The organism is Arthrobacter sp. THG-b23 (assembly GCF_059091265.1).
Map to the genome: position 1 here is coordinate 51720 of NZ_JBNHGM010000001.1, position 22884 is coordinate 74603.

A 22884-nucleotide genomic window follows, 5' to 3' on the forward strand; every position below is an offset into this window, starting at 1 on the left:
CGGCTAGTAACGGATCGCGTCGATGACCTTGACCCGCACGGCAACCACTGCCGGGATCACGCCGGCAAGCGCGCCGACGGCCGTCGCAGCGCCGATGCCAAGCAGCGCCGCTTCCACCGGGAACGGCGGCAGTTCGCTGATGCCTTGGGCGATAAGGTCCTGGACCCACGGGCTCTTCACCAAGGCGACGGCGAGCATCACGCCCACCACGCCGGCCACGAACGTCGCGACCACCGACTCGAGCATGACGCCGAAGAAGATCCGGCCGGAGGTCGCTCCGAAACTGCGCCGAATGCCGATCTCCCGCACCCGGTACCTGACCGTGACCATCGAGATGTTGAGCAGTCCCACGGCGCCCAGCAGGAGCACGAGTCCGGCGATGCCGCCCACCGCCCACTGGATGCCCTCGAACGGGTCGCCCCAGGCGGCATAGTCGCTGCGGTACACATGCGCCTGGGCATCGGGAAACTGAGCCTGGAGGTCGCCGGCGATCGCCGCGCTCAGGCCTGGCTCGAGTTCGACCGGGAGCCACATTTCCAAGACGGGAGGAGGACCCGCCGCCCCGCCCAGGCCCCAACGCTCGTACTGGCTGGTGAGCATCATCGCCTGGGCCATGGCACCCTGGTAGAAGTCCGGCATCACGCCCACCACGGTGGCCGCGATCGGCCGCTGCTGGAAGATCTGCACGACCGGATTCAGCGCCAGATCGGGTTCGCCCAGCTGCCGGTGGAATGCTTCGTTGATGATCACCGCCGGTGCAAGCGCCGCGGCGTCCGCTTCCGTGAACCAGCGGCCGGTGACCAGGTTGACCCGCCGCATCTCGCCATAGCTGCGGTCCACCACCGTGGTCTCGGCGGTCATGACTCCGTGGGGGAATTGGAACGGGACCTGGGCGAAGGCCCGGCGGCTCGCGTATTCCACGCCGTAGCGTTCCACGAGCCCCTCGAAGGCGTCCTGAAGGACCGCCGAATCCTCGGTTCCCGTCGGCATGTAAACCTCAACTGTCACGGTCGCTGCGCGGCCTCCGGTTTGCTCCTGCCCCTGCACCAGGCCTTCCCTGGCCATGTTGCCGAGCCCGACGACGGTGGTCAGGGCCGCGACGGACAGCGCCACGCCGATCAGGGCCAGGAGGATCCGGGTCTTGTGGATGCGCAGCTCGGCCCATGCCTCGACCAGGAGGGCAACGGCGCCGGTCATGCCGCAAACTCCGATGCGTGCAGAATCCCGTCGCCGAGCCGGTAATGACGCTGGGCCAAGACCGCCACATTCGCATCGTGCGTGATGGTCACCAGGGCCGCACCCGATTCCTGAACCACCTCGTCCAGCAGGGCCATCACGCTTTGCCCGGTGTCTATGTCCAGGGCACCCGTGGGCTCATCAGCGAGGATCAGCCTGGGCGACCTCACCAGCGCCCGCGCGATGGCGATTCGCTGCTGCTCGCCGCCGGAGAGCTTGTGCGGCTTCTCCCCCAGCCGGTCGCCCAGGCCGACACGATCGAGCAGGTGGGTGGCCAGCCGCTCACGCTGCCAGAATTGCTTACCGCCGGCATAAAGCAGCGGCGTCATGACGTTTTCCAGTGCGCTACGGCCCGGCAACAGGTTGAACTGCTGGAAGATGAATCCCACGCGCGCACCGCGGGCCACGGCTCGCTGCTTCTCCCCCATGGTAGAAACCGCCCGCCCCTCAAAAAACATCTCGCCGGTGCTGGGCACGTCCAGCAGGCCCAGGATGTTCAGCAGCGTGGACTTTCCCGACCCGGACCGGCCGACTATCGACACATGCTCTCCGGTACCGATGCTCAGCTCGATGCCCTGCAGGATGTGCAGCGGGCCGCGGTCCGGGATGTGCACGCTCCGCGTCACCCCCTGCAACTCCAGCAGCGGGGCACCCGTCGCCGCAGCGCTCATCCGCCCACCATGCCGAAATCGGCTTCCATGCCGGGCATCATCTGGTCCCCGGGCGCGCCGGGAACGAACTGCAGGACCATGTCGCCCTCTTCCAGCCCCTCGACGATCTCCACCTGCATCCCGTCGTTCAGTCCCAGGGCGACCGGACGCTCAACCGGCGCCCCGCCGTCGTCCTCCACTACCCACACCAGGCCGGTGTCCACGGAGCCCTGGACCGCCGTGGTGGGTACCACGATCACGTTTTGGGCGGTTCCGGCGGTGATGTCGATCGTTGCGCCCAGCCCGGCGAAAACCTTGACGTCGGCTGGCACGGCGCAGCTGACAGTGCCCGTCGCCGCAGCCGGGGCTGCCGGTCCGAACGGATCCCCGGGCTGCTCTTGGACCGGGCCCGCGGCGCCGACTGCCGGGCTTTCCCCGACCGTCACTGCCTTGCACTCGAAGGGAGCCGGACCGCCGGTGACCGCCACGGTGGCGGTACTGGGCCGGTCGAGCAGCCGGAACTGCTGGTCAGCGGTCAGTGTTCCGGTCACCGAGAACGTGCCCGGGGAAATAATGGCTGCTTCGGCACCGACCGAGACCTGCTGATCTACCAGCACGGACAGATCGGTGAGCTTGCCCGCAGCGGGGGCCACCACGTTCACGTAGGTGTACGCAGGGGCAGCCGGTGGAGCCGGCTCGTCCTCCGAATCCGGCTCGAGCGAGACCTGCTGCACGGCGTCTGGCTCCAGGAGCTTCTGCACTTGGAAGAGCGCATCACCCTTGGCCACGTTCGCGCCGGCCGCTACGAACAGGTAGTTCACCGTGCCTTCCGCCGTGCTGCGCACGGTCACGGCCGGGTCGCTGGCAACCGTGCCCTCAAGCTGCACCACATTGTTCACGGTGCCCAAGGCCGCCGGGACACTGGGCGTGACCAGTTGAGCGGAAGGCTGCCGGGTGACCGCCTCCGCGCGCATGCCATCCACGAAGGCGAGCTTGAAGAGTGCGGCAGCTATGACTGCGAATATCGCCAGCCAGACCACCGGAAGAACATAGCGGCGCACAGCGCTCATGCGGAATCCCCCTTGTCGACGTGCGCGCCGAGGCGCGTGACAACGGGAGTTGACACATGACATGAGACAAATACCCGCTTGTGACGGAGGTTACCAGCACCGGACAGCGGCCACCGGCCAAGACACGGTTGGACCGGACGCGCGGACCGTACTGTCAGGGCGGCAACCGGAGTGGCCGGCGCCGCAGCAGGCGGGAAGGTGCCGGTGGAACGGTCAGCGGCCTGCCCGCCGGATTAGTCCCGCACCCCGTCCACTTCCTGCGGAACCACCACCATGGGTACCGGCAGCGAGCGCAGCACCTTGTACGCCGTGGCGCCGAGGAACAGGCGGTTGTGCTGGGCCAGCCGGCTGGATCCCATGACCACCAGTTCACCCTCGTCCCAGTCCAGGGAATCGATGGCCTCTTCGATGTTGCGCCCATGGGCCACTGTCACCGTGGCGTTGCCTGCAGGCAGTTCGGTGGCGGCTTGGGCCAGCACGGAGTTCGCGTGCAGGTGGGCACTGTGGATGGCCTCGCCGCTGTCCGAGTCTTCACGGGTGTCCAGGGAGACCAGGGAGACCAGGCGCAACTGCAGGCCGCGGCGCGACGCCGCGTTAAGGGCAACGTCCCGAGCCGCCTGTGCGCCCTGCCGCTCCCCGATGAATGCGGTCAACCGGGTCAACGGCTCTGTCCGCTGGTAGCCGCGGGGCGCCAACGCCACCGGAATCGGCGAGGCGTGCAGGAGTGCATTCGCCACGCTGCCCACCGTGAAGCGCTTGAACAGGCTGTTGCTGCTGGCGCCGATGACAATCAACCTGGCGCCGGCTTCTTCGCCCGCCGCGATCAGCCCTTCGGCGAATGACTCGGCGGACCGCACCTTGAATTCGGCATTGACGTCTGCCGGGACCAGCTTCAAAGCCTCGCGGCGGGCGGTGAGCACTTCCTGCTCGCTGGCGCTGACGCGGCTGCCTTCGGGGTTCAACGCCACGTAGGGAGCGCTGTCGGCCACCACGTAGACGATATCCAGCCCCGTCCCCTGGGTCCGGGCGATTGCCACGGCCAATGCCACGGCATCGGCTCCCCGCTCGTCCGGCTGGTAACCCACCACATAACGCATGCAAACTACCCCTGTCCCTGTCCGTGCAGCAGCGGATGGCAGTGCCGGCAACATCCGCACCCGATGAGGCGATGATGGTTCCGACTCTAGCGGGAGACTGCCGGCGGCGACAGGCTGTAAGCCGGGGCCCGAGCGGGCGGCTGAAGCGGCTCGAAACGACCGCGGGCGGCCGCCGGACCCCGCCGCCGATGACGGGGGATCCGGCGGCCGCCCGTTCGGACGGTGCCCGGGTGCTAGGCCGCTGCTACCTTGCGGATGGCTGCTTCCAGCACGTCCAGTGCATCGGCCAGCAGGTCGTCGCCGATCACCAGCGGCGGCAGCAGGCGCACCACGTTGCCGTAGGTGCCGCAGGTAAGGATGATGACGCCTTCCTGCAGGCAGGCTGCGGCAATCTCCTTGGTGGCCTCGGCGTTGGGCTCCTTGGTGGTTTGGCCGGTGCCCGGCTTGACGAACTCCATGGCCAGCATGGCGCCGCGGCCGCGCACTTCGCCGATGATGTCGACTTCCTCGGCCAGCTTCCGCAGCCGGCCCATGACCTGCTCTTCGATGTGGCGGGCACGGGCGTTGAGGTCCTGGGTCTGCATGGTTTCGATGGCAGCGAGCGCGGCGGCACAGGCCACCGGGTTGCCGCCGTAGGTACCGCCCAGCCCGCCCGGGTGCACGGCGTCCATCAGCTCGGCGCGGCCGGTGATTGCGGAGAGCGGCATGCCGCCGGCAATGCCCTTGGCCATCGTGATGATGTCGGGCACCACACCGTCGTGCTCCGAGGCAAACCAGGCACCGGTGCGCGCGAACCCGGACTGGACTTCGTCGGCGATGAAGACAACGCCCTTGTCCTTGGCCCATTCGGCCAGTGCGGGCAGGAAGCCCTCTGCCGGGACAATGAAGCCGCCCTCGCCCTGGATCGGCTCGATCAGGATGGCGGCCACGTTCTCGGCGCCGATCTGCTTCTCGATCATGGTGATGGCGCGGCGTGCCGCGTCCTCGCCCTTGATGTCGGCTTCCTCGCGGTACGGGTAGCTCATCGGCACCCGGTAGATCTCCGGCGCGAAGGGACCGAAGCTGCCGGCCGGGCTGGACTTGTACGGGGTTGCCTTGGCGGTCAGACCCATCGTCAGGTTGGTGCGGCCGTGGTAGGCGTGGTCAAAAGCGACGACGGCGGTGCGACCGGTGGCGATGCGGGCCACCTTCACGGCGTTCTCCACGGCTTCCGCCCCCGAGTTGAACAGCACCGAACGCTTCTCGTGGTCGCCCGGGGTCAGCTCGGCCAGCTTCTCGGCGACGGCGATGTAGCCCTCGTAGGGGCTGACCATGAAGCAGGTGTGGGTGAACTTGGCGACCTGCTCCTGCACGGCGGCGACGACGGCGGGGTCGGAGGCGCCGACGCTGGTCACGGCGATGCCGGATCCCAGGTCGATGAACGAGTTGCCGTCCACGTCGGTGATGATGCCGCCGTCGGCGTCGGCCACGTAGACCGGAACGCTGGAGGCGACGCCGCCGGCAACCACGGCGCTGCGGCGTGCGGCCAGTTCGGCGGACTTCGGGCCGGGGAAGCCTGCGGAAACATCCCGCTTCTGCTCCAGCCGGAACTGGGGCTGGGTCGTCTGAGTGGTCATGATGTGCCTTTCACGTTGAGGTGGGAATGCCGCGGACAGCCCGAAGGACCCGCACACTCGCATCGCAGCCGCGGCTTCGAAGGAGCCGGCGGGCAGGCCGGACCACGGGGAAGCCGCGCTCTACAGCGAGATTACGGTTCCCGGCCCGAAGCTGCCTATGGCGGCCCGCACATAAACGGCGCCACCTTGCCGTGCAATTGGCCAGAAGCGGGAGCCGGCAACCCGGCGGTGTGCCGAGGCCCCGAGGGGCCGCCCCGCCCGCCGTTTCGCGCCCCGCGGCGCCGCCCGGCGGGCGGAGCAAGGTCAGAGCTCGGGTGCGTGGTCGGTCGGCAGTGCGCCCTCGTCTTCCGGGTGGCGGCTGAGGTTGACCAGGGCCAAAGCCAGGCCTCCCCAGACCGTCAGGATGGCAATGATCAGCATGACAATCGCGGCGGTACTCATCGCAGGGTCTCCTTCAGGGTATGGGCATCCAGCTCCGGGTCATTGGCCGCCGAGTTCTTGCTCCAGGGAATCAGCGACAGGATGAAGCCGACCACGATCAGAGAGACCGCCATGCCCCAGCCGAAGACGTTCACGAACCAGTCGGGCATGGGCGGGTCGCCGTAGCCTTCCTGGATCCTCTTGATCAGTTCGCTGATCAGGATGTAGCCCAGCACGATCGGCGAGATGATGCCCACCATGATGCGCCACCACAGGCCCAGCTTGATGGAGGAGACCTCGCTGACGTGGGCGCCCAGCAGCGGCAGCTTGCGGAATCCGTAGGTTACCAGCAGCACGGTCGCCAGGGCGCACGCCATGATGCCGAAGCTGTTGACGAACGCGTCGGTGACGTCCAGCAGGTTCAGGCCGGTGGTGGTCGGGAACAGCAGGATGGAAATCAACGCCAGCGGGATGCCGACCCACCAGGTGGTCTTGACGCGGCTCATGCCGAGCTTGTCTTGGACCGCGGAGATGATGACTTCAATGATGCTGATCAGCGAGGTGAACCCGGCGAACACCAGCGAGCCGAAGAAGAGCACCCCGAGAAGTCCGCCCAGCGGGGCCTCGGAAATGATCGTGGGGAACGCGATGAACGCCAGCCCGATCCCGCCGGCGGCAACATCGCCGACCTCGGCACCGGCGCTGAAGGCCATGAAGCCGACAGCCGCGAAGACGCCGATGCCGGCCAGGATCTCGAAACCGGAGTTCGCGAAGCCCACCACGAACCCGGATCCGGTCAAGTCCGTCCGGTGCTTGAGGTAGGACGCGTAGGTGACCATGATGCCGAAGGCTACGGACAGCGAGAAGAATATCTGGCCATAGGCCGCGGCCCACACCGTCGTGTTGGTGAGCGCGCCCCAGTCGGGGGTGAACAGGGCGTTCAGCCCGTCGGCGGCGCCGGGCAGGAACAGCGACTGGACCACCAGGAGCAGGAACATGACCAGCAGCAGCGGCAGGAACACGATGTTCGCCCGCCCGATGCCCTTTTGCACGCCGGCCGCCAGCACCAGGAGCACCACTGCCCAGACAACCACCAGCGGGATGAGGACCGTCGGCACGAAGTCGAAGCCGATGTTCACATCCTCGCTCACCTGGAGGAACGTTCCCGTGAAGAATCCGGCGGGGTCGTCGCCCCACTCCTCGGTGACGGAGTAGATCATGTACATGGCCGCCCACGCGATGATGACGGCGTAGTAGACGCAGATGACGAAGCAGATGGCCACCTGCCACCACCCCAGCCCTTCAGCGCCGCGCGCCAGCCGGCGGTAGGCCAGCGGGGCGGACCCGCGATGGCGGTGCCCGACGGCGTAGTCCAGGAACAGCAGCGGGATGCCGGCCGTCAGCAGGGCCACCAGGTAAGGAATGATGAAGGCGCCGCCGCCGTTTTCGTAGGCAACATAGGGGAAGCGCCAGATGTTGCCCAGGCCGACGGCGGAGCCGATCGCAGCGAGGATGAACACCTTGCGGGTGGACCACATCTCGCGTTTGGGCTTGGCGCCCGAGGCTGCCTGCGGTGAAGGGGTACTCATGAAGAAACCTCACGGTGTAGGGCTGGCAGGGGTGTGACGCATGTGACGCCGCGGACCATCCTAGCGCCGTGGCAGCTGCCCCGAAAACCGTGACCGGCGCCCGGCGCCGCGCAAAAGCACGAAGGTCTGGGTGCCCGGCCCGTCCGCCTCCGTGAGCCTCACCCCGGACGCGTGTCACCCATAGTGCAGCTGCACAACAGCTGGCCGTATAGTGAAGGCATGGCTGTCACTCTTGCCAAACTACTGGCCTCCCCCGCGCTGCACCTGAAGCTCGTCGGCACCGCGCAGGGCGACCCTGATGCGCCCATTACCTGGGTGGCTTCGACGGAACTCGAGGACCCGTTGCCCTTCCTGACCGGCGGAGAAGTGGTGCTGACCACCGGCCTGCGACAGAAGACCGTGGCCGCGCAGCGCAGATTCGTGGAGCGGGTGCACGAAGCCGGTGCGGTCGGCATGGGCTTCGCACTCGGGCTCACGCACCGCCGGGTCCCGCCGGGCGTGCTCGCGGCCGCCAACGAGCTTGAGCTTCCGGTCTTTGAAGTTCCCTACGAGACCCCGTTCGTGGCGATCAGCAAGATGGTCGCCGACGCCATTTCCGCCGACCACTACAACCGCCTGGAGCACCTGCTCAAGGACCACCAGGCGCTGGCCGCCTCGCTGTTGGGCGGCGGCGGCCTCCCCGCGCTCCTGCGCACCCTGGCGGCGATGGTGGGCACCGACGTCGTGCTCTCCCAATACGGCACCCGGCTGTACGGGACCGGCGGCGGCGAGGGAACGAGCTGGCACGAGGTTCCCATCGCCACCGGCCTGAAGGACCGCTGCACGCTGGCCCTGGGCAAGCCGTACGAGCGCAACGCCATCGTGGACTACGCGCAGAGCCTTATCAGCCTGGAGCTGAGCAACCAGGCGCACCGCCGCGCGGCCGACCGCAGCTCGGTGGGCCAGGTGCTGCTGGATGTGGTGCGCGGCGTGCTGCAGGGCGGCGACGCCTCCCTGCGGCTGAGCAACGTGGGGATCGACGCCGGACGCCGGCAGCTGGTGGTCATGGTGCAGGTGGCCGCCGCCCAACGCCGCGCGCTGCCCACGTTGCCGCTGCCGGCCGCGTTCGACGGCGTGGTCACCGCCCTGGTCGACGAGCGGCTGGTGCTGGTGGTGCAGGGCACCGACTCGGGTGACGCGGTGGGCCGGGAGCTGAGTGCGTACCTGCAGAACGCCGGCCTCTCCGCGACGGTCGGGGTTGGCGGCAGCTATGCGCAGGCGAACGGGCTGCGCTGGAGCTACTTCGAGGCCAAGGAGGCCGTGGGCCGGGGCGAGCGGCTGAACGTGCCGCAGCGGCTGTCCCTGACCTCCTTGCTGCTGGCATCGGAAGACGTGCCGCTGGCCGATCTTGCGGCCGAGGCGCTCGACCCGCTGGCCGAGTTCGACGCGGCCCACGATGCAGCGTTGCTGCCCACGCTGCAGACCTACTTGGAGTTGAACGGCTCGGTGGCGGCCGTGGCCGAGGAACTGGGCCTGCACCGGAACTCCGTGCGCTACCGGCTGTCCCAGATCGTGGAGCTGACCGGCTACGATCCCGCCCTCACCGCGGACCGCGTGCACCTGTGGCTGGCACTGACGGTGCGGCGGCTGGGTTCGGACTCCCGGACGAAGGGCTAGGCGGCTGCCATCCCTTGCCAAGGCAGCGCACAGACACAAGGCTGGGGGCATGGGACACGAGACGCACGAAAGCCGGACGGTCACCTGGGTGGGAAGCGACGATCCGCAGCGCGCCGACACGGCGACCCTGAATCTGGAACCGGAACGTCTTAGCGCACACGGCGCCTCCCGCACCGCCGACTACGCCGCCAGCTGGTCCCTCACGACCACCGGCAACTGGTTCACCGAAAACCTTACGGTTTCCGTCCACGGACGGGGCTGGAGCCGGCACCTGGTGCTGGACCGCGCGCCCGACGGCACATGGAGCGCCGCGACCAGAGTGTCCGGCGACAGCAACCTGCCGGAGCCGGGCATCGCCAATCCGGAATCCCTGGTCGGGGCGGTGGACTGCGACCTGGGCTTGTGCCCTGCTACCAACACCATGCCGATCCTGCGGCTGGGCCTGGTCCACGACGCCGAAGCCGCCGCGGAACTGACGGTCGCGTGGGTGGAGATGCCGAGCCTGCGCGTGCTCGGCCAGCAGCAGATTTACAGCGGCTCCCGCGCCTACGATGACGGCACCGGAACCGCCACGGTCACCTACACCTCCGGGGACTTCAGCGCCGAGATCGTGGTGGATTCGGACGGCATCGTGATCGACTACCCGGGCCTGGCCACCCGCCGCCGGGACTGAGGGCAGGCGCGTCGGAAGGCACCCGCCATCGGGCGCCGCCGCCGGGCGCCGCCGTCGGGGTGCGTTCAGCACAGTCGGTGCCGCCGCATAGGATGGAACCCAAGCCCTCCAATCAACCGTTCCAGGGAGAAACCATGCCCGAAATGTTCGTGGACAAATTCCGTGACCTCGTGCCCAAATACCTGGACCGGAAGTGGACCGAGGACGACGGCATCTCCTACGACGAACTCGAGGGACTGCTGGGCGGTCACAAGTTCCAGGTCCCGCAGGCGTTGGTGGAGTTCTACCACGCGCTCGGCGGCTGCGAAGACCTGATGGAGGCGCACGACTTCTTCTTCGACCCGGACGAGCTGGAGATCGAAGACGGCTACCTGCTGTTCCTGGACGAGATGGACGAAGAAGCGAACTGGGGCTTCAGGACGGAACATCTGGATGTACCGGACCCCATCGTCTGGATCCGTACGAACGGCCCCAAGCCGCAGTGGCAGAGCGAGGAAGCGACCTTCAGCGAGTTCGTCTTCGACATGTTCGAGTGGGTCTTCGGCGACGACGAGGAAGACTAAGAAAGTCCGGCTCAGCGGCCTTCGAGTGCCAGCCCGACGCCGAAACCGACCAGCACGGTGCCCGTGATCCGGTCGATGGAGCGCGTCACGGCCGGGGTGCGCAGCCACTTCCGGGCCAGATGCGTGCCCCAGATGATGGCCGAAAAGAACACCAGCCCCTCCAGATTGTGCACCAGGGCCAGCGAGGTGCCCATCAACGCCGGGGAGACGCCCGGCGGGATGAACTGCGGGATCATCGCCACATAGAAGACGCCGACCTTCGGGTTCAACAGGTTCGTCCCGACGCCGGTGAGCCACGCCCTGACGTACGACGACGCAGCGGCCGGCGCACCGGCGTCCGGAAGGTACGCTGCCGGTTTCCGGAACGACCTGAACAGCATCCGGGCGCCCAGCCAGACCATGTAAGCGGCGCCGGCCAACTTCAGCACCGTAAACGCTGTCTCGGAGGCAGCCAACAGCGCCGACGCCCCGACTGCGGCCGCGATGCCCCAGACCAGGGCTCCGGTGTTGATGCCCAACGCCGTAGCGTACGCCTTGCCCCGACCTTCGCTGACGGCTGAGCGCAACACCAACGCGGTATCCATCCCGGGAACCAGGGTCAGCAGGCCAGCCACCAGGGCGAAGGACAAGAGTGCTTGTTCAACGGTCACTCGTTATTCCTTGCAGGACGGCGCAGGCACGGCATGTCAGACCTCGCACGGCATGTCAGACCTCGCGGTCCACCACGGCCTCGGCGAAGGCTGTCAGCGCGGCCTTGACCGTGCTCTCGGGCAGCGGGGCCAGCGACACCTTGGCGGCTTCGGCCCATTCACCCGCAATGGCCCAGGCCTTGGCGGTGACCGGGTGCCCGCGCAGCGCGGAGACCGCGTCGGCCAGTGCCTCGTCGGACGTCAGGTCGGCGTCCACCAGTTCCAGCACGGCGGCTGCCGACGCATCGCCGTCGGCCGCGGCCTGGCGCAGCAACAGGACCGGCAGGGTGGGGACGCCCTCACGCAGGTCGGTGCCGGGGGTCTTGCCGGACTTGGCCTTGAGGCCGGTCACGTCGATCACGTCGTCGGCCAGCTGGAAGGCCACGCCCACCTTCTCGCCGTATTCCAGCATCACGTTCACGGCCTGCTCGCCGGCGCCGGAGAACATGGCGCCGAGCTGGCCGGAGGTGGCGATCAACGAGGCGGTCTTGTCCGCAATCACGGAGAGGTAATGCTCCACCGGGTCCTCGTCCTCGCGCGGGCCGACGGTTTCATGGAGCTGGCCCAGGCAGAGCCGCTCGAAGGTGCGCGCCTGGATGCCCACTGCTTCGGGCCCCAGCTGGGACACCAGCAGCGAAGCGCGGGCAAAGATCAGGTCGCCGGCCAGGATGGCCACCTGGTTGCCCCACACCTCGTGTGCGGTCGGGGCGCCCCGGCGGTACGGCGCCGAATCCATCACGTCGTCGTGATAGAGCGTGGCCAGGTGCGTCAGTTCGACGACGACGGCGGCCTGCACCACGTCGGGAACCGAACCGTTCCCCAGCTGCGCGGCCAGGATGGTCAGCAGCGGACGGATCCGCTTCCCGCCGGCTTCCACGAGGTGGCGGCTGGTGGCATCGGCGAACGGATCGGAATGTGCAATGGCAGCACGCAGCTGCTTCTCCACCCTCGCCAAGGCGGTGGAAACCGCGGGACCGAGCACGGCGTCCTGGGCCACCGGGGCGAATCCATCCGGGAGGTTCAAGCTGGTGGCAAGGGCGGCAGTCGCGGTATCCAGCTCCGGCGACTCCGGCGGGTTCTGGCCGGCGGGAGTCCAGCTCGGTTTGGCGTCAGTCACTGTTCAACACTAACTAATCGTGGGGGCGGTATGGCCGGCAGGCTTGTGGCTGCCGGCCTGGTTGGATGCCGGCGGCGTCAGTTGCTCCAGCAGATGAATAACTCTATCCTCAAATCCCTTGCCGCCCGAGTCGGTCAGATTGGCCAGCATCCGCACCACGAAGCGCATCAACGGCGGAACCGGCATTCCGGTCCGCAGGGCCAGTTTCATGATGGCCGGTTTGCCGATCAGCTGGGCAAAAATCCGGCCCAGGGTGAAGTGGCTGCCCCAGTGCCCGCGGATGATTCCCGGGTACCGGGCCATCGCGGCGTCGAAGCCGGCCATGCTGAGCAGCTGCCCGCCGGTCCCGGACAAACGGCCATGCGCGTCGGCGATCAGCTCCGCCGCGTAGCGGGCTGACTCCATGGCGTAGGAGATGCCCTCTCCGTTAAACGGGCTGACCATCCCGCCGGCGTCGCCGAGCAGCAGCAGCCCGGGGCTGTAGTGCGGCGTGCGGTTGAACCCCATCGGCAGGGCCGCCCCGCGGATCTGCCCCACCTGGTTTTCCTCGGTGAAGCCCCAGTCCGCCGGCATGCCGGCGGTCCACTCGCGGAGCACCTGCCGGTAGTCCAGCTTGCCGAAGGACTTGGACGAGTTCAGGATGCCCAGGCCCACGTTGGATGTGCCGTCGCCAACACCAAAGACCCAGCCGTAGCCGGGCAGAGGGTTGCCGGCCGCATCCGGAAGCTCCAGCCAGCCTTCCATCCAGTCGTCGTCGTGGCGGGGTGAGTTGAAGTAGGTGCGCACTGCCACGCCCAGCGGCCGGTCGTCGCGCTTCTCGATGCCCAGGCTCAGGGCCGTGCGGGTGGAGTTGCCGTCGGCGGCCAGCACCACGTCGGCGAAGAAGTCCTTGGTCTCGCCGGTCTTGCGCCCGCGCCCGTCCAGCAGGTTGGCGCGCACCCCGGTGACCCGTCCGGCCTCGTCCCGGAGGGCGGTGGAGACGGAGTGGCTCTCCAGCACGACGGCGCCGGCGGCCGCCGCGTGGAGGGCCAATTCCTCGTCAAAGCCGAGCCGGGTGCGGATCAGCCCGTAGTCCGGAAAGTCGCTGAGTTCCGGCCAGGGCAGCTCGAGCTGCCGGCCGCCGGCAATCAGCCGCAGCCCCCGGTTTCGGCGCCAGCCGGCGGATTCCTCGTGCGGCAGTCCCAGCAGTTGAACTTCGCGCACGGCGCGCGGCGTCAGGCCGTCGCCGCAGACCTTTTCGCGCGGGAACGCCGTCTTTTCCAGCACCGTCACGTCCACGCCGGCGCGGGCGAGGTAGTACGCGGCCGTGGATCCGGCCGGCCCTGCCCCAACAATGAGAACTGACATGGCTACAGGGTGTGCCTGCTGCTCTGGCGCCGCAGCGCGGCCTGCGCGTCGGCGTTGGCCGCATCGTCCCGGCCCGGTTTGATGGCGCGGTGGACGGCGACGATGCCGCCGGACAGGTTGCGGTACGCCACGTCCTGCCAGCCTTCGCCGGTGATCCACTCGGCCAACTGGTCCTGGTTGGGCCAGGCGCGGATGGACTCGGCCAGGTAGACGTAGGAGTCGGGGTTGGAGGAAATCTTTGACGCGATCGCGGGCAGCGCGCGCATCAGGTACTCGGTGTAGACGGTGCGCCAGACCGGGAGGGTCGGGTGCGAGAACTCGGCGATCACGAGCCGGCCACCGGGCTTGGCTACGCGCAGCATTTCGCGCAGCGCCAGTTTCGGATCGCTGACGTTGCGCAGGCCGAAGGAGATGGTGACCGCGTCGAAGGAGTTGTCCGCGAAGGGCAAATTGGTCGCGTCTCCGGCCACGAAATCGATGTCCGGGCGGCGGCGCTTGCCCACGCGCAGCATGCCCAAGGAGAAATCGCACGCCACCACATGGATGCCGGCATCGGCATACGGTTCGCTGGAGGTACCCGTTCCGGCGGCCAGGTCCAGGACCTTCTGGCCACGATTGGCGCCCACCGCGTCCACCACGATCCGGCGCCACCGGCGGGTCTGGCCCATCGACAGCACATCGTTGACCAGGTCGTACTTCGGCGCCACGTCGTCGAACATGGCGGCTACTTCATCCGGGCGCTTCTCCAGCGATGCACGATTCACTGGCCCATTGTCTCAAAGACCGGCGCCCGCCCGCGAACCCGGGCGATCGGGGGCGGTGGCCTTTGCCCGGGCAGAGTAGGCTTAATGACCATGACCTCCCCCCTGTCCCCCTCGTCCGGCCTGCCCGAAACCGGGCCGGCCGCACCGGCCGGCCGCGCGGTACCGGAGGCTGCGGACCACGTGCCCGGCGGTACGCTGCGCGGCATCACGGTCGAATGGCCCGCGGTGCCCGACACCCAAGGGCTGCTGGAGTATCTGGTGCGCGATGACGTGCTCTGCTGGGTGCGGCGCGAGGGCGGGCTCGCCGGTTTCGGCGAGATTGCGCGGTTCACGGCCACAGGACCTGACCGCTTCCAACAGGCAGCCGCGTGGTGGCGCGGAATCCAGGCCACCGCCGACATCGACAACCGGGTGGGCGGCCCCGGCACCGGGCCGGTCGCCTTCGGTTCCTTCGCGTTCTCCTTCACGTCGACCCATAGCTCCCGCCTGGTGGTGCCGGAGGTGCTGGTGGGCCTGGACGGCGACCGCGCGTGGCTCACCTATCTGACGTACGACGGCGATGCCCACCTCAGCGCCGAAACAGCCGAGGCTGTGCTCGCGGGCTGGCTGGAAGAGATCTCGGTAGAGCGCAGCCCCGATCCGGCGGACTCCCTCGTTCCGGGACAGGTTTCGGAGCAGGCGTACATGGATGCCGTCGCGGCCGGGGTTAAGCGCATCCAGGCCGGGAACCTGAGCAAGCTCGTCGTGGCCCGGGACGTGGTGGCCAACCTCGCCTCGCCCATCGCCACCGCCCAGGTGCTGCGCGAACTGGCCGCACGGTACAAGGACTGCTGGACGTACTCCGTGGACGGGCTGATCGGCTCCACGCCGGAGATGCTGATCAAGGTAGAGAATAATGTGGCCCGCGCCCGGGTGCTGGCCGGCACGCTCGACCGCTCCCGCACCCACGGCCACGCCGGCGAATCGGACACCGACTACGCCCAGCGCGTGCTGGCCGGCTCCGAGAAGCAGCTGCACGAGCACCGGATCGCCATCGACTCGCTCACCCGGAAACTCGAGCCCTTCACCACCGCGATGAGCTCGCACAGCGAGCCGTTCGTGCTGGAGCTGCCCAACGTATGGCACTTGGCGTCCGACGTCTCGGCCGAGCTGGCGCACGACGGCGGGCAGCCGCCGTCGTCGTTGGAACTGGCCGAAGCCGTGCACCCCACCGCGGCCGTATGCGGCACCCCCACCGAGGTTGCCGGAGTCCTGATCCGTGAACTGGAACAAATGGACCGCGGGCCGTACGCCGGCCCGGTGGGCTGGACCGACGGCGCCGGCAACGGCGAATGGGGCATCGCGCTGCGCGGCGCCGTGGTGGAGAGTCCGCAGCGGGTCCGGCTTTACGCCGGCTGCGGCATCGTGGACGGCTCCGATCCGGAGGCCGAACTGGCGGAGACATGGGCCAAGTTCCGGCCCATGATCGAGGCGCTCGGCCTGCGGCGCAGATAACTATTCACCGACAATCGTGGCGGGCGGGAGCAAACTCGCCTCCCGCCGACTACGCTGTTTTCCAATAGGCAATGGCTGTAGCCTGTGGTGCATATCACCCGTGGCGGGCAATGCCGCTACACTTAAGCCGGATTTCCAACGAGACAAAGGTAGTAACTATGCGCAAAAACGCATCCAAGGCGGTCCAGGGGTTCTCCCTCTTGGCCGTGGCGGCACTCGCTTTGACCGCGTGCGGTGGTTCGGACGACGCCGGCGGCAACGGCAGCACCGGCAGTCCCGGCGCGGGTTCCGAGCTGCCCCTGGTCCAGCCGGGAACGCTGACCGTCTGCTCCGACATCCCCTACCCCCCGTTCGAGTTCGAAGAGGGCGGCGAGTACACCGGCTTCGACATCGATCTGATCACGGAAATCTCTTCGGAGATGGGCCTTGAAGTGGCCATCCAGGACGTCGGTTTCGACGCCCTGCAGTCCGGTGTCACGCTGGCCGCCGGCCAGTGCGACCTCGGCGCCAGCGCGATGACCATCACGGAGGACCGCAAGAAGAACATCGCCTTCTCCGACCCCTACTACGACTCGCTGCAGTCGCTGCTGGTCCCGAAGGACTCCGACATCAAGGCTGTGGGCGACCTCTCCGGCAAGAAGGTGGGCGTCCAGCAGGGCACCACCGGCGAGGCCTACACCCGGGAGAACGCCCCCGAGGACGCCGAAGTCGTCGCGTTCCCGTCCGATGCCGAGATGTACCAGGCCATCCAGGCCGGCCAGGTCGACGCCTTGCTGCAGGACCTGCCCGTGAACATCGGTCACACCGAGGACGGCAAGTTCACCATCGTCGAGGAGTACAAGACCGACGAGTCCTACGGCTTTGCGGCGAAGAAGGAAGGGTCCGAGGCGCTGATCTCGGCCGTCAACGATGCCCTCTCGACGCTGCGCGACAACGGCAAGTACCAGGAAATCTACGACAAGTACTTCACCGAGTAGCACGCCCTCCGGCCCCCGTTCCCGCGCGTCAGCAGCGGGAACGGGGGCCGCCGACTTACAGCTGGAAGGCATCACCAGTGAAACCTTCGACCCGCCGCCGACTTTTCCGCGGGGTCCTTTACGCCATCTTCATCGCGGCCGTCGCCGCCGTCGCTTTGGTTGCCGATTGGGAGGCCATCCGCACGAGCTTCCTGAACCCGGAAGTCTTGGGCGAGCAATTCCCCACCATCATCGTCACGGCGGCCAAGAACACCGTCGTCTACACTCTGATCGCCTTCGTCGGTGGCCTGCTTTTTGGTCTCCTCCTGGCGCTCATGAAGCTCTCTCCCGTGGCGCCCTACCGGTGGGTGGCGACCGCCTACATCGAGCTGTTCCGCGGCCTGCCTGCCCTGCTGGTGATTTTCGGCTTTGCCTTCGCGGTCCCGATCGCCTTCGACTGGCGTCCGCCGGGAGGCAGCACCGGCGCCGGGCTGATCGGTTTGATCGTCGTCTCCGCTGCGTACATTGCCGAGACACTCCGCGCCGGCATCGAAGCCGTCCCCACCGGCCAACGGGAGGCGGCCCGCTCGCTGGGCATGAACCCGACCTGGACCATGGTCTCCGTGGTGCTGCCGCAGGCGGTGCGCATCGTCACCCCGCCGCTGACCAATGAGCTGGTCATCCTGATCAAGGACACCTCCCTGCTCTTCATCGCCGGCATGGCCCTGGCCAATCGGGAGCTCACGACTTTTGCCCGCGACGGCGTCTCCCAGTTCGCCAATGCCACGCCCTTGGTCGCCGCGGCGCTCATGTACCTGATCATTACCTTGCCGCTTACCCAGCTGGTCGCCTGGCTGGAGAAGCGCAACAACAGGAGCCGGTAACCCATGACTGAAGAATCCCTGCGCCCGGACGCGCCGGCCATCGAGGTCAAGGACCTCTGCAAGAACTTCGGCAACAACGAGGTCCTCAAGGGCATTGACTTCCATGTGAACCAGGGCGAAGTGGTCTGCGTCATCGGGCCCTCGGGCTCCGGCAAGTCCACCCTGCTGCGCTGCGTGAACCGGCTCGAGGAGCCGACCAGCGGCACCGTCCTGGTGGAAGGCGTGGACATCACCGATCCGGAAACGGACTTGGACCGGGTCCGCACCCGGATCGGCATGGTGTTCCAGCAGTTCAACCTGTTCCCGCACCTGAACGTCCTGGACAACCTCACCCTGGCCCAGCGCCGGGCCAAGGGACGCGGCAAAGCCGAAGCCATGGAAGTCGCCCGGAAGAACCTGGAGAAGGTAGGGCTGGCAAACCGCGAGAACGCCTACCCCGCCCAGCTCTCCGGCGGGCAGCAGCAGCGGGTGGCCATTGCGCGGGCGTTGTCCATGAACCCGGACATGATGCTCTTCGACGAGCCGACCTCCGCGCTGGACCCCGAACTGGTGGGCGACGTGCTTGAGGTCATGCGCAAGCTGGCCGACGAAGGCATGACCATGATGGTGGTCACGCACGAGATGGGCTTCGCCCGCGAAGTGGGTGACCGCGTGGTCTTCATGGACGGCGGCGTGGTGGTAGAGCAGGGCAAGCCCGAGGACGTGCTGGCCAACCCGCAGCACGAACGCACCAAGGCGTTCCTCTCGAAGGTCCTCTGAGCAGGCTCAACCCAACAGACGGGAGGTGGCGGTCGCGATGGCGGCCGCCACTTCTGCATGCACGACCCGCAGCCGGCTTCGGTCGGTGCGGATTTCCACCACGCTCCGCCCGGCCACCGGCTCGGAGAGGACGGCGTCCAGCTCGTCCGCGTCCTTGACCAGCCGGTGCCGGACCCCGTAGCCACCGGCCAGCGAGGCAAGGTCCGCGCGGTGCGGGGTCCCGAAGAGGCGTTCGACGGCGGAGGTGAACGTCTCGTGCTCCCCCACCTTCCCGTGTTCGAGGGTCGAGAAGATCCCGCCGCCGGAATCGTTGACCACCACGATCTGCAGGTCGGGCTCGGGCTCCCCGGGTCCGAGCAGCAGCGATCCGGCGTCGTGCAGGAAGGTCAAGTCACCCATGAGTGCCCGGGTTCCGGTTCCTGCTCCCAGCGCGATGCCCGCCGCCGTTGCCACCGTGCCGTCGATGCCGGCCACCCCTCGGTTGGCGTGCACGAAAGCGTCCGGGATGTCGATGGGCGTTCCGGCCAGGTCCACATCGCGAATCGGGTTGGACGAACCGAGCACCAGCCGGCCGCGGGTATGGAGCCAGACCGATCGTGCGACGCGCAGGCCCGTCAGCTCCGGTTCGGCGTCCAGGCGTTCAATCAGGGCAACGTCGGCCGCACCGGCGGCCTGCCGCCAGAGCAGCAACCACGCGTCGGGCCCCTGGCCGGAGAAGATTGACAGATCCCCGGGCTCGGAAATCACCCGCTCACGGCGGCGTCCGGGCTGGAACCAGGCCACCGGTTCCGGCTGGAACAACGCGGTCTGAACGTCCTCGCGTGCGAGCAGGGCGGACACCGGCCGCGAGAGCGTCGGCCGGCCAAAGACCACGACACGTTCGATCTGCGTCCCGAGGTGGCCCAGCAGCAGGCGGTAGGGGCCGATGGCGTTGGGGCCGAACCTCGCGTTGGAGGACGGTTCGGCCAGCAGCGGCAGCCGGTGTGCCCGCGCGAAGGCTTCGGCCCTTGCGCCGGCACCGTGGCCGGCCACGACCACCGTGCGGCGTTCCTCGGTCGAGTGGACCGGCGGTTCCGCCAAACCCGCGGGCCAACTGATGGCCCGCTCGGGTGCCGTTGCCGCGGTTGCCGAAGCACCGCCGTCGTCCGTTGCCTCCACCGGCGCCGGGGCGGGATCCGTATCCGGGAACAGCGGATCCCGGAACGCGAGATTGATGTGCACGGGACCGACCGCGCCCTGGTGCCCCATCGTTTCTGCCGCCGTTGTTGCGGCGCTTGCCGCCGACGGCGTGGCCGCCAGCGCTAGCAGGTCGGCCGTCGCGGCCGCCGCCGCCGGTGTCGGCGGGATGCCTTTCGCGTTCAGGAGACTGGTGCGGATGGCGTCCGTCGGGTCGTCTCCGGCCGGGATGTCGACGGCGGAGCGCACGTGGATGCCGAACAGACCGGGCTGCACGGTGGTTTGGTTGGCGCCGGTGCCGCGCATTTCGGCCGGGCGGTCGGCGGAAAGCACCACCAGCTCCACGCCGGCGTGATTGGCCTCCATGACCGCCGGCATCAGCTCGGCCACTGCCGTTCCGGAGGTTGTGACTACCGGGACCGGGCGCAGCGAGCCCAGCGAGAGCCCGAGGGCGGTAAACGCCGCGCCCCGCTCATCGATGCGCACATGCAGCCGCAGGTCACCGTGTGTTTCGGCCTCGGCGAGCGCATACGCGAGCGGAGCGCTGCGCGAGCCCGGCGCGATGACGACGTCGCGCACTCCGCCCCAGACCAAGGCCTTCACAGCCAGTCGGGCGGTTTCCATCGAGGTCAGCTGCGCAGTCACCCCCTCATGGTAAGCAGACGGCCGCGCCCCGAGGGACGCGGCCGCCAGGCCTTCCGCCAGGCACGTGCTGACGGATCAAGCTTTCCGTCAGCGTTGCCCGACTAGCGCTTGATGTGCCCGTTCTTGCCCTTGAACATCTGGATCACGGCCGGCCGGGGCAGCGCGGCGTCGCCCGGCTTGGCGCGGCGCCCGTCCTCGACGTAGTCCGGGAACAGCGAGCGCTGGGCGCCCCAGCTGCCGTCCTCGCCCGGGTGCTGGACGGCGACGAACACCAGCCCGTCGTCGTCGTGAATCAGCGGTCCGCAGGTCTCGGCATCGATCGGAACGGCCATGAACTGCTCCACCTTGCCGCGTTCCTGTCCTTCCAGCGTGACGCGGAAGAGTGCGTCGTTGCGCTGGATGGTGCCGGGCTGCCCATCGGTGGAGACCCACAGGTTTCCGGCCGAATCGAAGGCCAGGTTGTCCGGGCAGGAAATCGGCTGCACCTGGTCCGCCGGGTAGCCGCTGAAGTAGACCAAATCGTCCGCTGCCGGATCGCCCGCCACCAGGATCAGTTGCCAGGTGAATTCGGTGGAGGTCTGGTCACCGGTCTCGGTCATTTCGACGATGTGGCCGTGGCGGTTGTTGGCCCGGGGGTTCGGCTCGTCCACCTGCGCGCGGGTCCGGGCGGTGTTGTTGGTGCAGGCCATGTAGATCTTGCCGGTTGCCGGGTTGATTTCCACGTCCTCCGGGCGGTCCATCTTGGTGGCACCCATGGCGTCGGCGGCGAGCCGGGTGTACACCAGCACCTGGTCGATCCGCATGCCCGGCACCAGCGACTCGCCGTCGCGGGTCAGCTGGATCCAATGGCCGGTGCCGTCGAACGCGCCGTCGGAGGGCAGCACGCCGGAGCCGTCGATCTGGTTTTGCGGGGAATTGCCCTTGAAGCTGGCCACATAGAGGTCACCCTCGGTCAGCAGGGTCATGTTGTGCTTCTTGTCGCCCTCGCGGTAGGTGCCCTTGGAGACGAACTTGTACAGGTAGTCGAAGCGCTCGTCGTCGCCGGAGTAGGACACCGCGTGGCCCGAGGCGGCGATGGTCACGTTGGCGCCCTCGTGCTTGAACCGTCCCAGGGCGGTGTGCTTGCGCGGGGTGGAGGTGGGATCGAACGGGTCCACCTCCACGATCCAGCCGAACCGGTTGTCTTCGTTCTTGCCCTCGGGCCGGTCGGTGTCGAAGCGCGGTTCCGGGATGTGCCAGCCGCGCGACGGGTTGGCACTGGTCAGGCCGTAGCGGCGCTGCTCCGCGGTCGGTGCCGACACCTTGAAGTACTGGTTGAAGTTCTCTTCGCCCGAGAGCACGGTCCCCCACGGGGTGGTGCCGCCGGCGCAGTTGTTTTGCGTTCCCAGCACGATGCGGCCGGTGGGATCGGCCTGCGTCTTCAGCAGGTCGGAGCCGGCAGCAGGTCCGGTGAGTTCGTATTCAGTGTCCATCAGGAACCGGCGGTTCAGCCGGGCGCCGCGGACGTAGGTCCACGGCTGGCCCTTGCCCTTGCGCTCCAGCTCCACCACGGACAGCCCGTGCGCGGCCATGGCTACCTCGCGCTGGCGCTCGACGGGCATGTCCGGCGGGAACATGATGCCTTCGTTGGTGTACTCGTGGTTGGCGAACAGGACCGCACGCTTGCCCTTGCTGCCCGGGATCTCGATGATGTCCAGGTAGTCGTTGTTGTAGCCGAACTGGCCCGACTGGGACTCCTTGGTCTGGTTCTCCGGATCGAATTCCGGGCTGTCATGGAACAGGGGATCGCCCCAGCGGATCACCGGATCCCAGTTGTAGCCCTTGGGCACCACGACGTCGTCCACGTTGTTCGGCACGGCCTGGATGCCGTCGAACTTGAGCTTGCTTGGGTTGTCCGGCCCGCGCCCGGCCTTGGCGGCCGGGGCCAGCCCAACCTGTGCCTCCGCGGCCGCCCCGCCGCCGAACATCAGCGCCAGCGCGCCGGCGCCGCCCAACCCCATCATCCGGCGGCGGGAGTATTCGGCGGAGACGATGTCCCGGAAGTAGTTATTGTCCGAGGTGTTGCAGACGCCCTTGGCACAGGCGTTGTCGCACTTGAGCGCGCAGGTCACGGCGCTGCGTTTTCCGGACACATGGCCCAGCATCGGCAGGTAGCGCTTCTTGGTTTCGGTCACGTCTTCACCTTCTGCTTAGAACTGTCGGATCGTCCTCCAGTGTGGTGAACGAATTCGACCGGCAGGCCGAGCAGTGGTGAATTTTCGGCCAACGGCAGGCAAAACACCTTGCCGAGCGGTTCCGCGGCGGCGAGGCTTCGAGTTTTCATGGCGCGGGGTTCGAGTGTTTCCAGGGCTTCATCCGTTGGAATCAGCCCGTGCCCGGCAAGGTCCCCGGACTCCTGGTGGGTCCCAGCAGCGTGGTCGTGACCAGCATTCCGGACCCGCGACACCGTTGCCGGCTGTAGAAGCGCCACCCGTGAGGCCTTC

Annotated in this window: 21 protein-coding genes; 7 read left to right on the top strand and 14 right to left on the bottom strand. The window is 67.9% G+C overall.

Annotated elements, in window-relative coordinates; all coding sequences use genetic code 11:
* Window positions 1–3: 3 nt before the first annotated feature.
* The 7 genes from AC5RVD_RS00265 to AC5RVD_RS00295 form a co-directional block, all read right to left on the bottom strand.
* On the bottom strand, window positions 4–1197 hold the full coding sequence (locus AC5RVD_RS00265; RefSeq protein WP_494112458.1) for an ABC transporter permease: 1194 nt from the start codon (window positions 1195–1197) through the stop codon (window positions 4–6).
* Window positions 1194–1907 carry an ABC transporter ATP-binding protein gene (locus AC5RVD_RS00270; protein WP_494112457.1) on the bottom strand — a complete coding sequence of 238 codons (714 nt, stop codon included), beginning with the start codon at window positions 1905–1907 and terminating at the stop codon, window positions 1194–1196. Before AC5RVD_RS00270 ends, AC5RVD_RS00265 begins: the two co-directional genes overlap by 4 nt.
* On the bottom strand, window positions 1904–2956 hold the full coding sequence (locus tag AC5RVD_RS00275) for a permuted SH3 domain-containing protein (RefSeq protein ID WP_494112456.1): 1053 nt from the start codon (window positions 2954–2956) through the stop codon (window positions 1904–1906). The genes AC5RVD_RS00270 and AC5RVD_RS00275 overlap by 4 nt, the downstream gene beginning before the upstream one ends.
* Before the next feature lie 233 nt (window positions 2957–3189).
* Window positions 3190–4053, bottom strand: coding sequence for a universal stress protein (locus AC5RVD_RS00280; protein ID WP_493989457.1), 864 nt, complete (start codon window positions 4051–4053; stop codon window positions 3190–3192).
* 233 nt (window positions 4054–4286) lie between these two features.
* Window positions 4287–5669: a 4-aminobutyrate--2-oxoglutarate transaminase gene (gabT, locus tag AC5RVD_RS00285; protein WP_494125591.1), complete on the bottom strand. Its 1383-nt coding sequence runs from the start codon at window positions 5667–5669 to the stop codon at window positions 4287–4289.
* Window positions 5670–5972: 303 nt separating this feature from the next.
* Window positions 5973–6110 (bottom strand): methionine/alanine import family NSS transporter small subunit, encoded by a 138-nt coding sequence (locus tag AC5RVD_RS00290; protein WP_494112454.1) that lies wholly within the window; start codon window positions 6108–6110, stop codon window positions 5973–5975.
* On the bottom strand, window positions 6107–7678 hold the full coding sequence (locus AC5RVD_RS00295) for a sodium-dependent transporter (RefSeq protein ID WP_494125592.1): 1572 nt from the start codon (window positions 7676–7678) through the stop codon (window positions 6107–6109). The genes AC5RVD_RS00290 and AC5RVD_RS00295 overlap by 4 nt, the downstream gene beginning before the upstream one ends.
* A gap of 219 nt (window positions 7679–7897) precedes the next feature.
* On the opposite strand from AC5RVD_RS00295, the gene AC5RVD_RS00300 reads away from it, so the two are divergent.
* From AC5RVD_RS00300 to AC5RVD_RS00310, 3 genes are all read left to right on the top strand, one after another.
* Complete coding sequence (locus AC5RVD_RS00300) at window positions 7898–9334, top strand: PucR family transcriptional regulator (protein ID WP_494125593.1); 1437 nt, start codon at window positions 7898–7900, stop codon at window positions 9332–9334.
* 49 nt (window positions 9335–9383) lie between these two features.
* Window positions 9384–10007, top strand: coding sequence for a putative glycolipid-binding domain-containing protein (locus AC5RVD_RS00305; RefSeq protein WP_494125594.1), 624 nt, complete (start codon window positions 9384–9386; stop codon window positions 10005–10007).
* A gap of 134 nt (window positions 10008–10141) precedes the next feature.
* Complete coding sequence (locus AC5RVD_RS00310; RefSeq protein ID WP_494112450.1) at window positions 10142–10570, top strand: hypothetical protein; 429 nt, start codon at window positions 10142–10144, stop codon at window positions 10568–10570.
* An 11-nt stretch (window positions 10571–10581) separates the two neighbouring features.
* Here AC5RVD_RS00310 and AC5RVD_RS00315 read toward each other — a convergent pair whose 3' ends face one another.
* From AC5RVD_RS00315 to AC5RVD_RS00330, 4 genes are read right to left on the bottom strand one after another with little or no spacing between them, the layout of a single operon-like run.
* On the bottom strand, window positions 10582–11220 hold the full coding sequence (locus tag AC5RVD_RS00315) for a LysE family translocator (protein WP_494125595.1): 639 nt from the start codon (window positions 11218–11220) through the stop codon (window positions 10582–10584).
* 55 nt (window positions 11221–11275) lie between these two features.
* On the bottom strand, window positions 11276–12376 hold the full coding sequence (locus tag AC5RVD_RS00320) for a polyprenyl synthetase family protein (RefSeq protein ID WP_494112448.1): 1101 nt from the start codon (window positions 12374–12376) through the stop codon (window positions 11276–11278).
* Between the two features lie 9 nt (window positions 12377–12385).
* Window positions 12386–13723, bottom strand: coding sequence for a geranylgeranyl reductase family protein (locus AC5RVD_RS00325; protein ID WP_494125596.1), 1338 nt, complete (start codon window positions 13721–13723; stop codon window positions 12386–12388).
* A 2-nt stretch (window positions 13724–13725) separates the two neighbouring features.
* Complete coding sequence (locus tag AC5RVD_RS00330) at window positions 13726–14487, bottom strand: demethylmenaquinone methyltransferase (RefSeq protein WP_494123139.1); 762 nt, start codon at window positions 14485–14487, stop codon at window positions 13726–13728.
* A gap of 90 nt (window positions 14488–14577) precedes the next feature.
* Here AC5RVD_RS00330 and AC5RVD_RS00335 point away from each other — a divergent pair, with 90 nt between their 5' ends.
* The 4 genes from AC5RVD_RS00335 to AC5RVD_RS00350 all read left to right on the top strand — a co-directional run bounded on the left by AC5RVD_RS00335 (window position 14578) and on the right by AC5RVD_RS00350 (window position 18580).
* Window positions 14578–15981 carry an isochorismate synthase gene (locus tag AC5RVD_RS00335; RefSeq protein ID WP_494125597.1) on the top strand — a complete coding sequence of 468 codons (1404 nt, stop codon included), beginning with the start codon at window positions 14578–14580 and terminating at the stop codon, window positions 15979–15981.
* Window positions 15982–16139: 158 nt separating this feature from the next.
* Window positions 16140–16958, top strand: a complete 819-nt coding sequence (locus tag AC5RVD_RS00340; protein ID WP_494125598.1) for a basic amino acid ABC transporter substrate-binding protein — start codon at window positions 16140–16142, stop codon at window positions 16956–16958.
* A 77-nt stretch (window positions 16959–17035) separates the two neighbouring features.
* Window positions 17036–17821, top strand: coding sequence for an amino acid ABC transporter permease (locus AC5RVD_RS00345; RefSeq protein ID WP_494112443.1), 786 nt, complete (start codon window positions 17036–17038; stop codon window positions 17819–17821).
* 3 nt (window positions 17822–17824) lie between these two features.
* Window positions 17825–18580, top strand: coding sequence for an amino acid ABC transporter ATP-binding protein (locus AC5RVD_RS00350; RefSeq protein ID WP_494125599.1), 756 nt, complete (start codon window positions 17825–17827; stop codon window positions 18578–18580).
* A gap of 6 nt (window positions 18581–18586) precedes the next feature.
* Here AC5RVD_RS00350 and menD read toward each other — a convergent pair whose 3' ends face one another.
* From menD to AC5RVD_RS00365, 3 genes are all read right to left on the bottom strand, one after another.
* The gene (gene menD / locus AC5RVD_RS00355; RefSeq protein ID WP_494126040.1) at window positions 18587–20380 is read right to left on the bottom strand and encodes a 2-succinyl-5-enolpyruvyl-6-hydroxy-3-cyclohexene-1-carboxylate synthase; all 1794 of its coding nucleotides are present in this window, start codon (window positions 20378–20380) and stop codon (window positions 18587–18589) included.
* Window positions 20381–20502: 122 nt separating this feature from the next.
* Window positions 20503–22575: a PhoX family protein gene (locus AC5RVD_RS00360; RefSeq protein ID WP_494125600.1), complete on the bottom strand. Its 2073-nt coding sequence runs from the start codon at window positions 22573–22575 to the stop codon at window positions 20503–20505.
* A complete protein-coding gene (locus AC5RVD_RS00365; RefSeq protein ID WP_494112439.1) occupies window positions 22572–22871 on the bottom strand; it encodes a hypothetical protein in 300 nt (99 codons plus the stop codon). The genes AC5RVD_RS00360 and AC5RVD_RS00365 overlap by 4 nt, the downstream gene beginning before the upstream one ends.
* Window positions 22872–22884 lie beyond the last annotated feature (13 nt).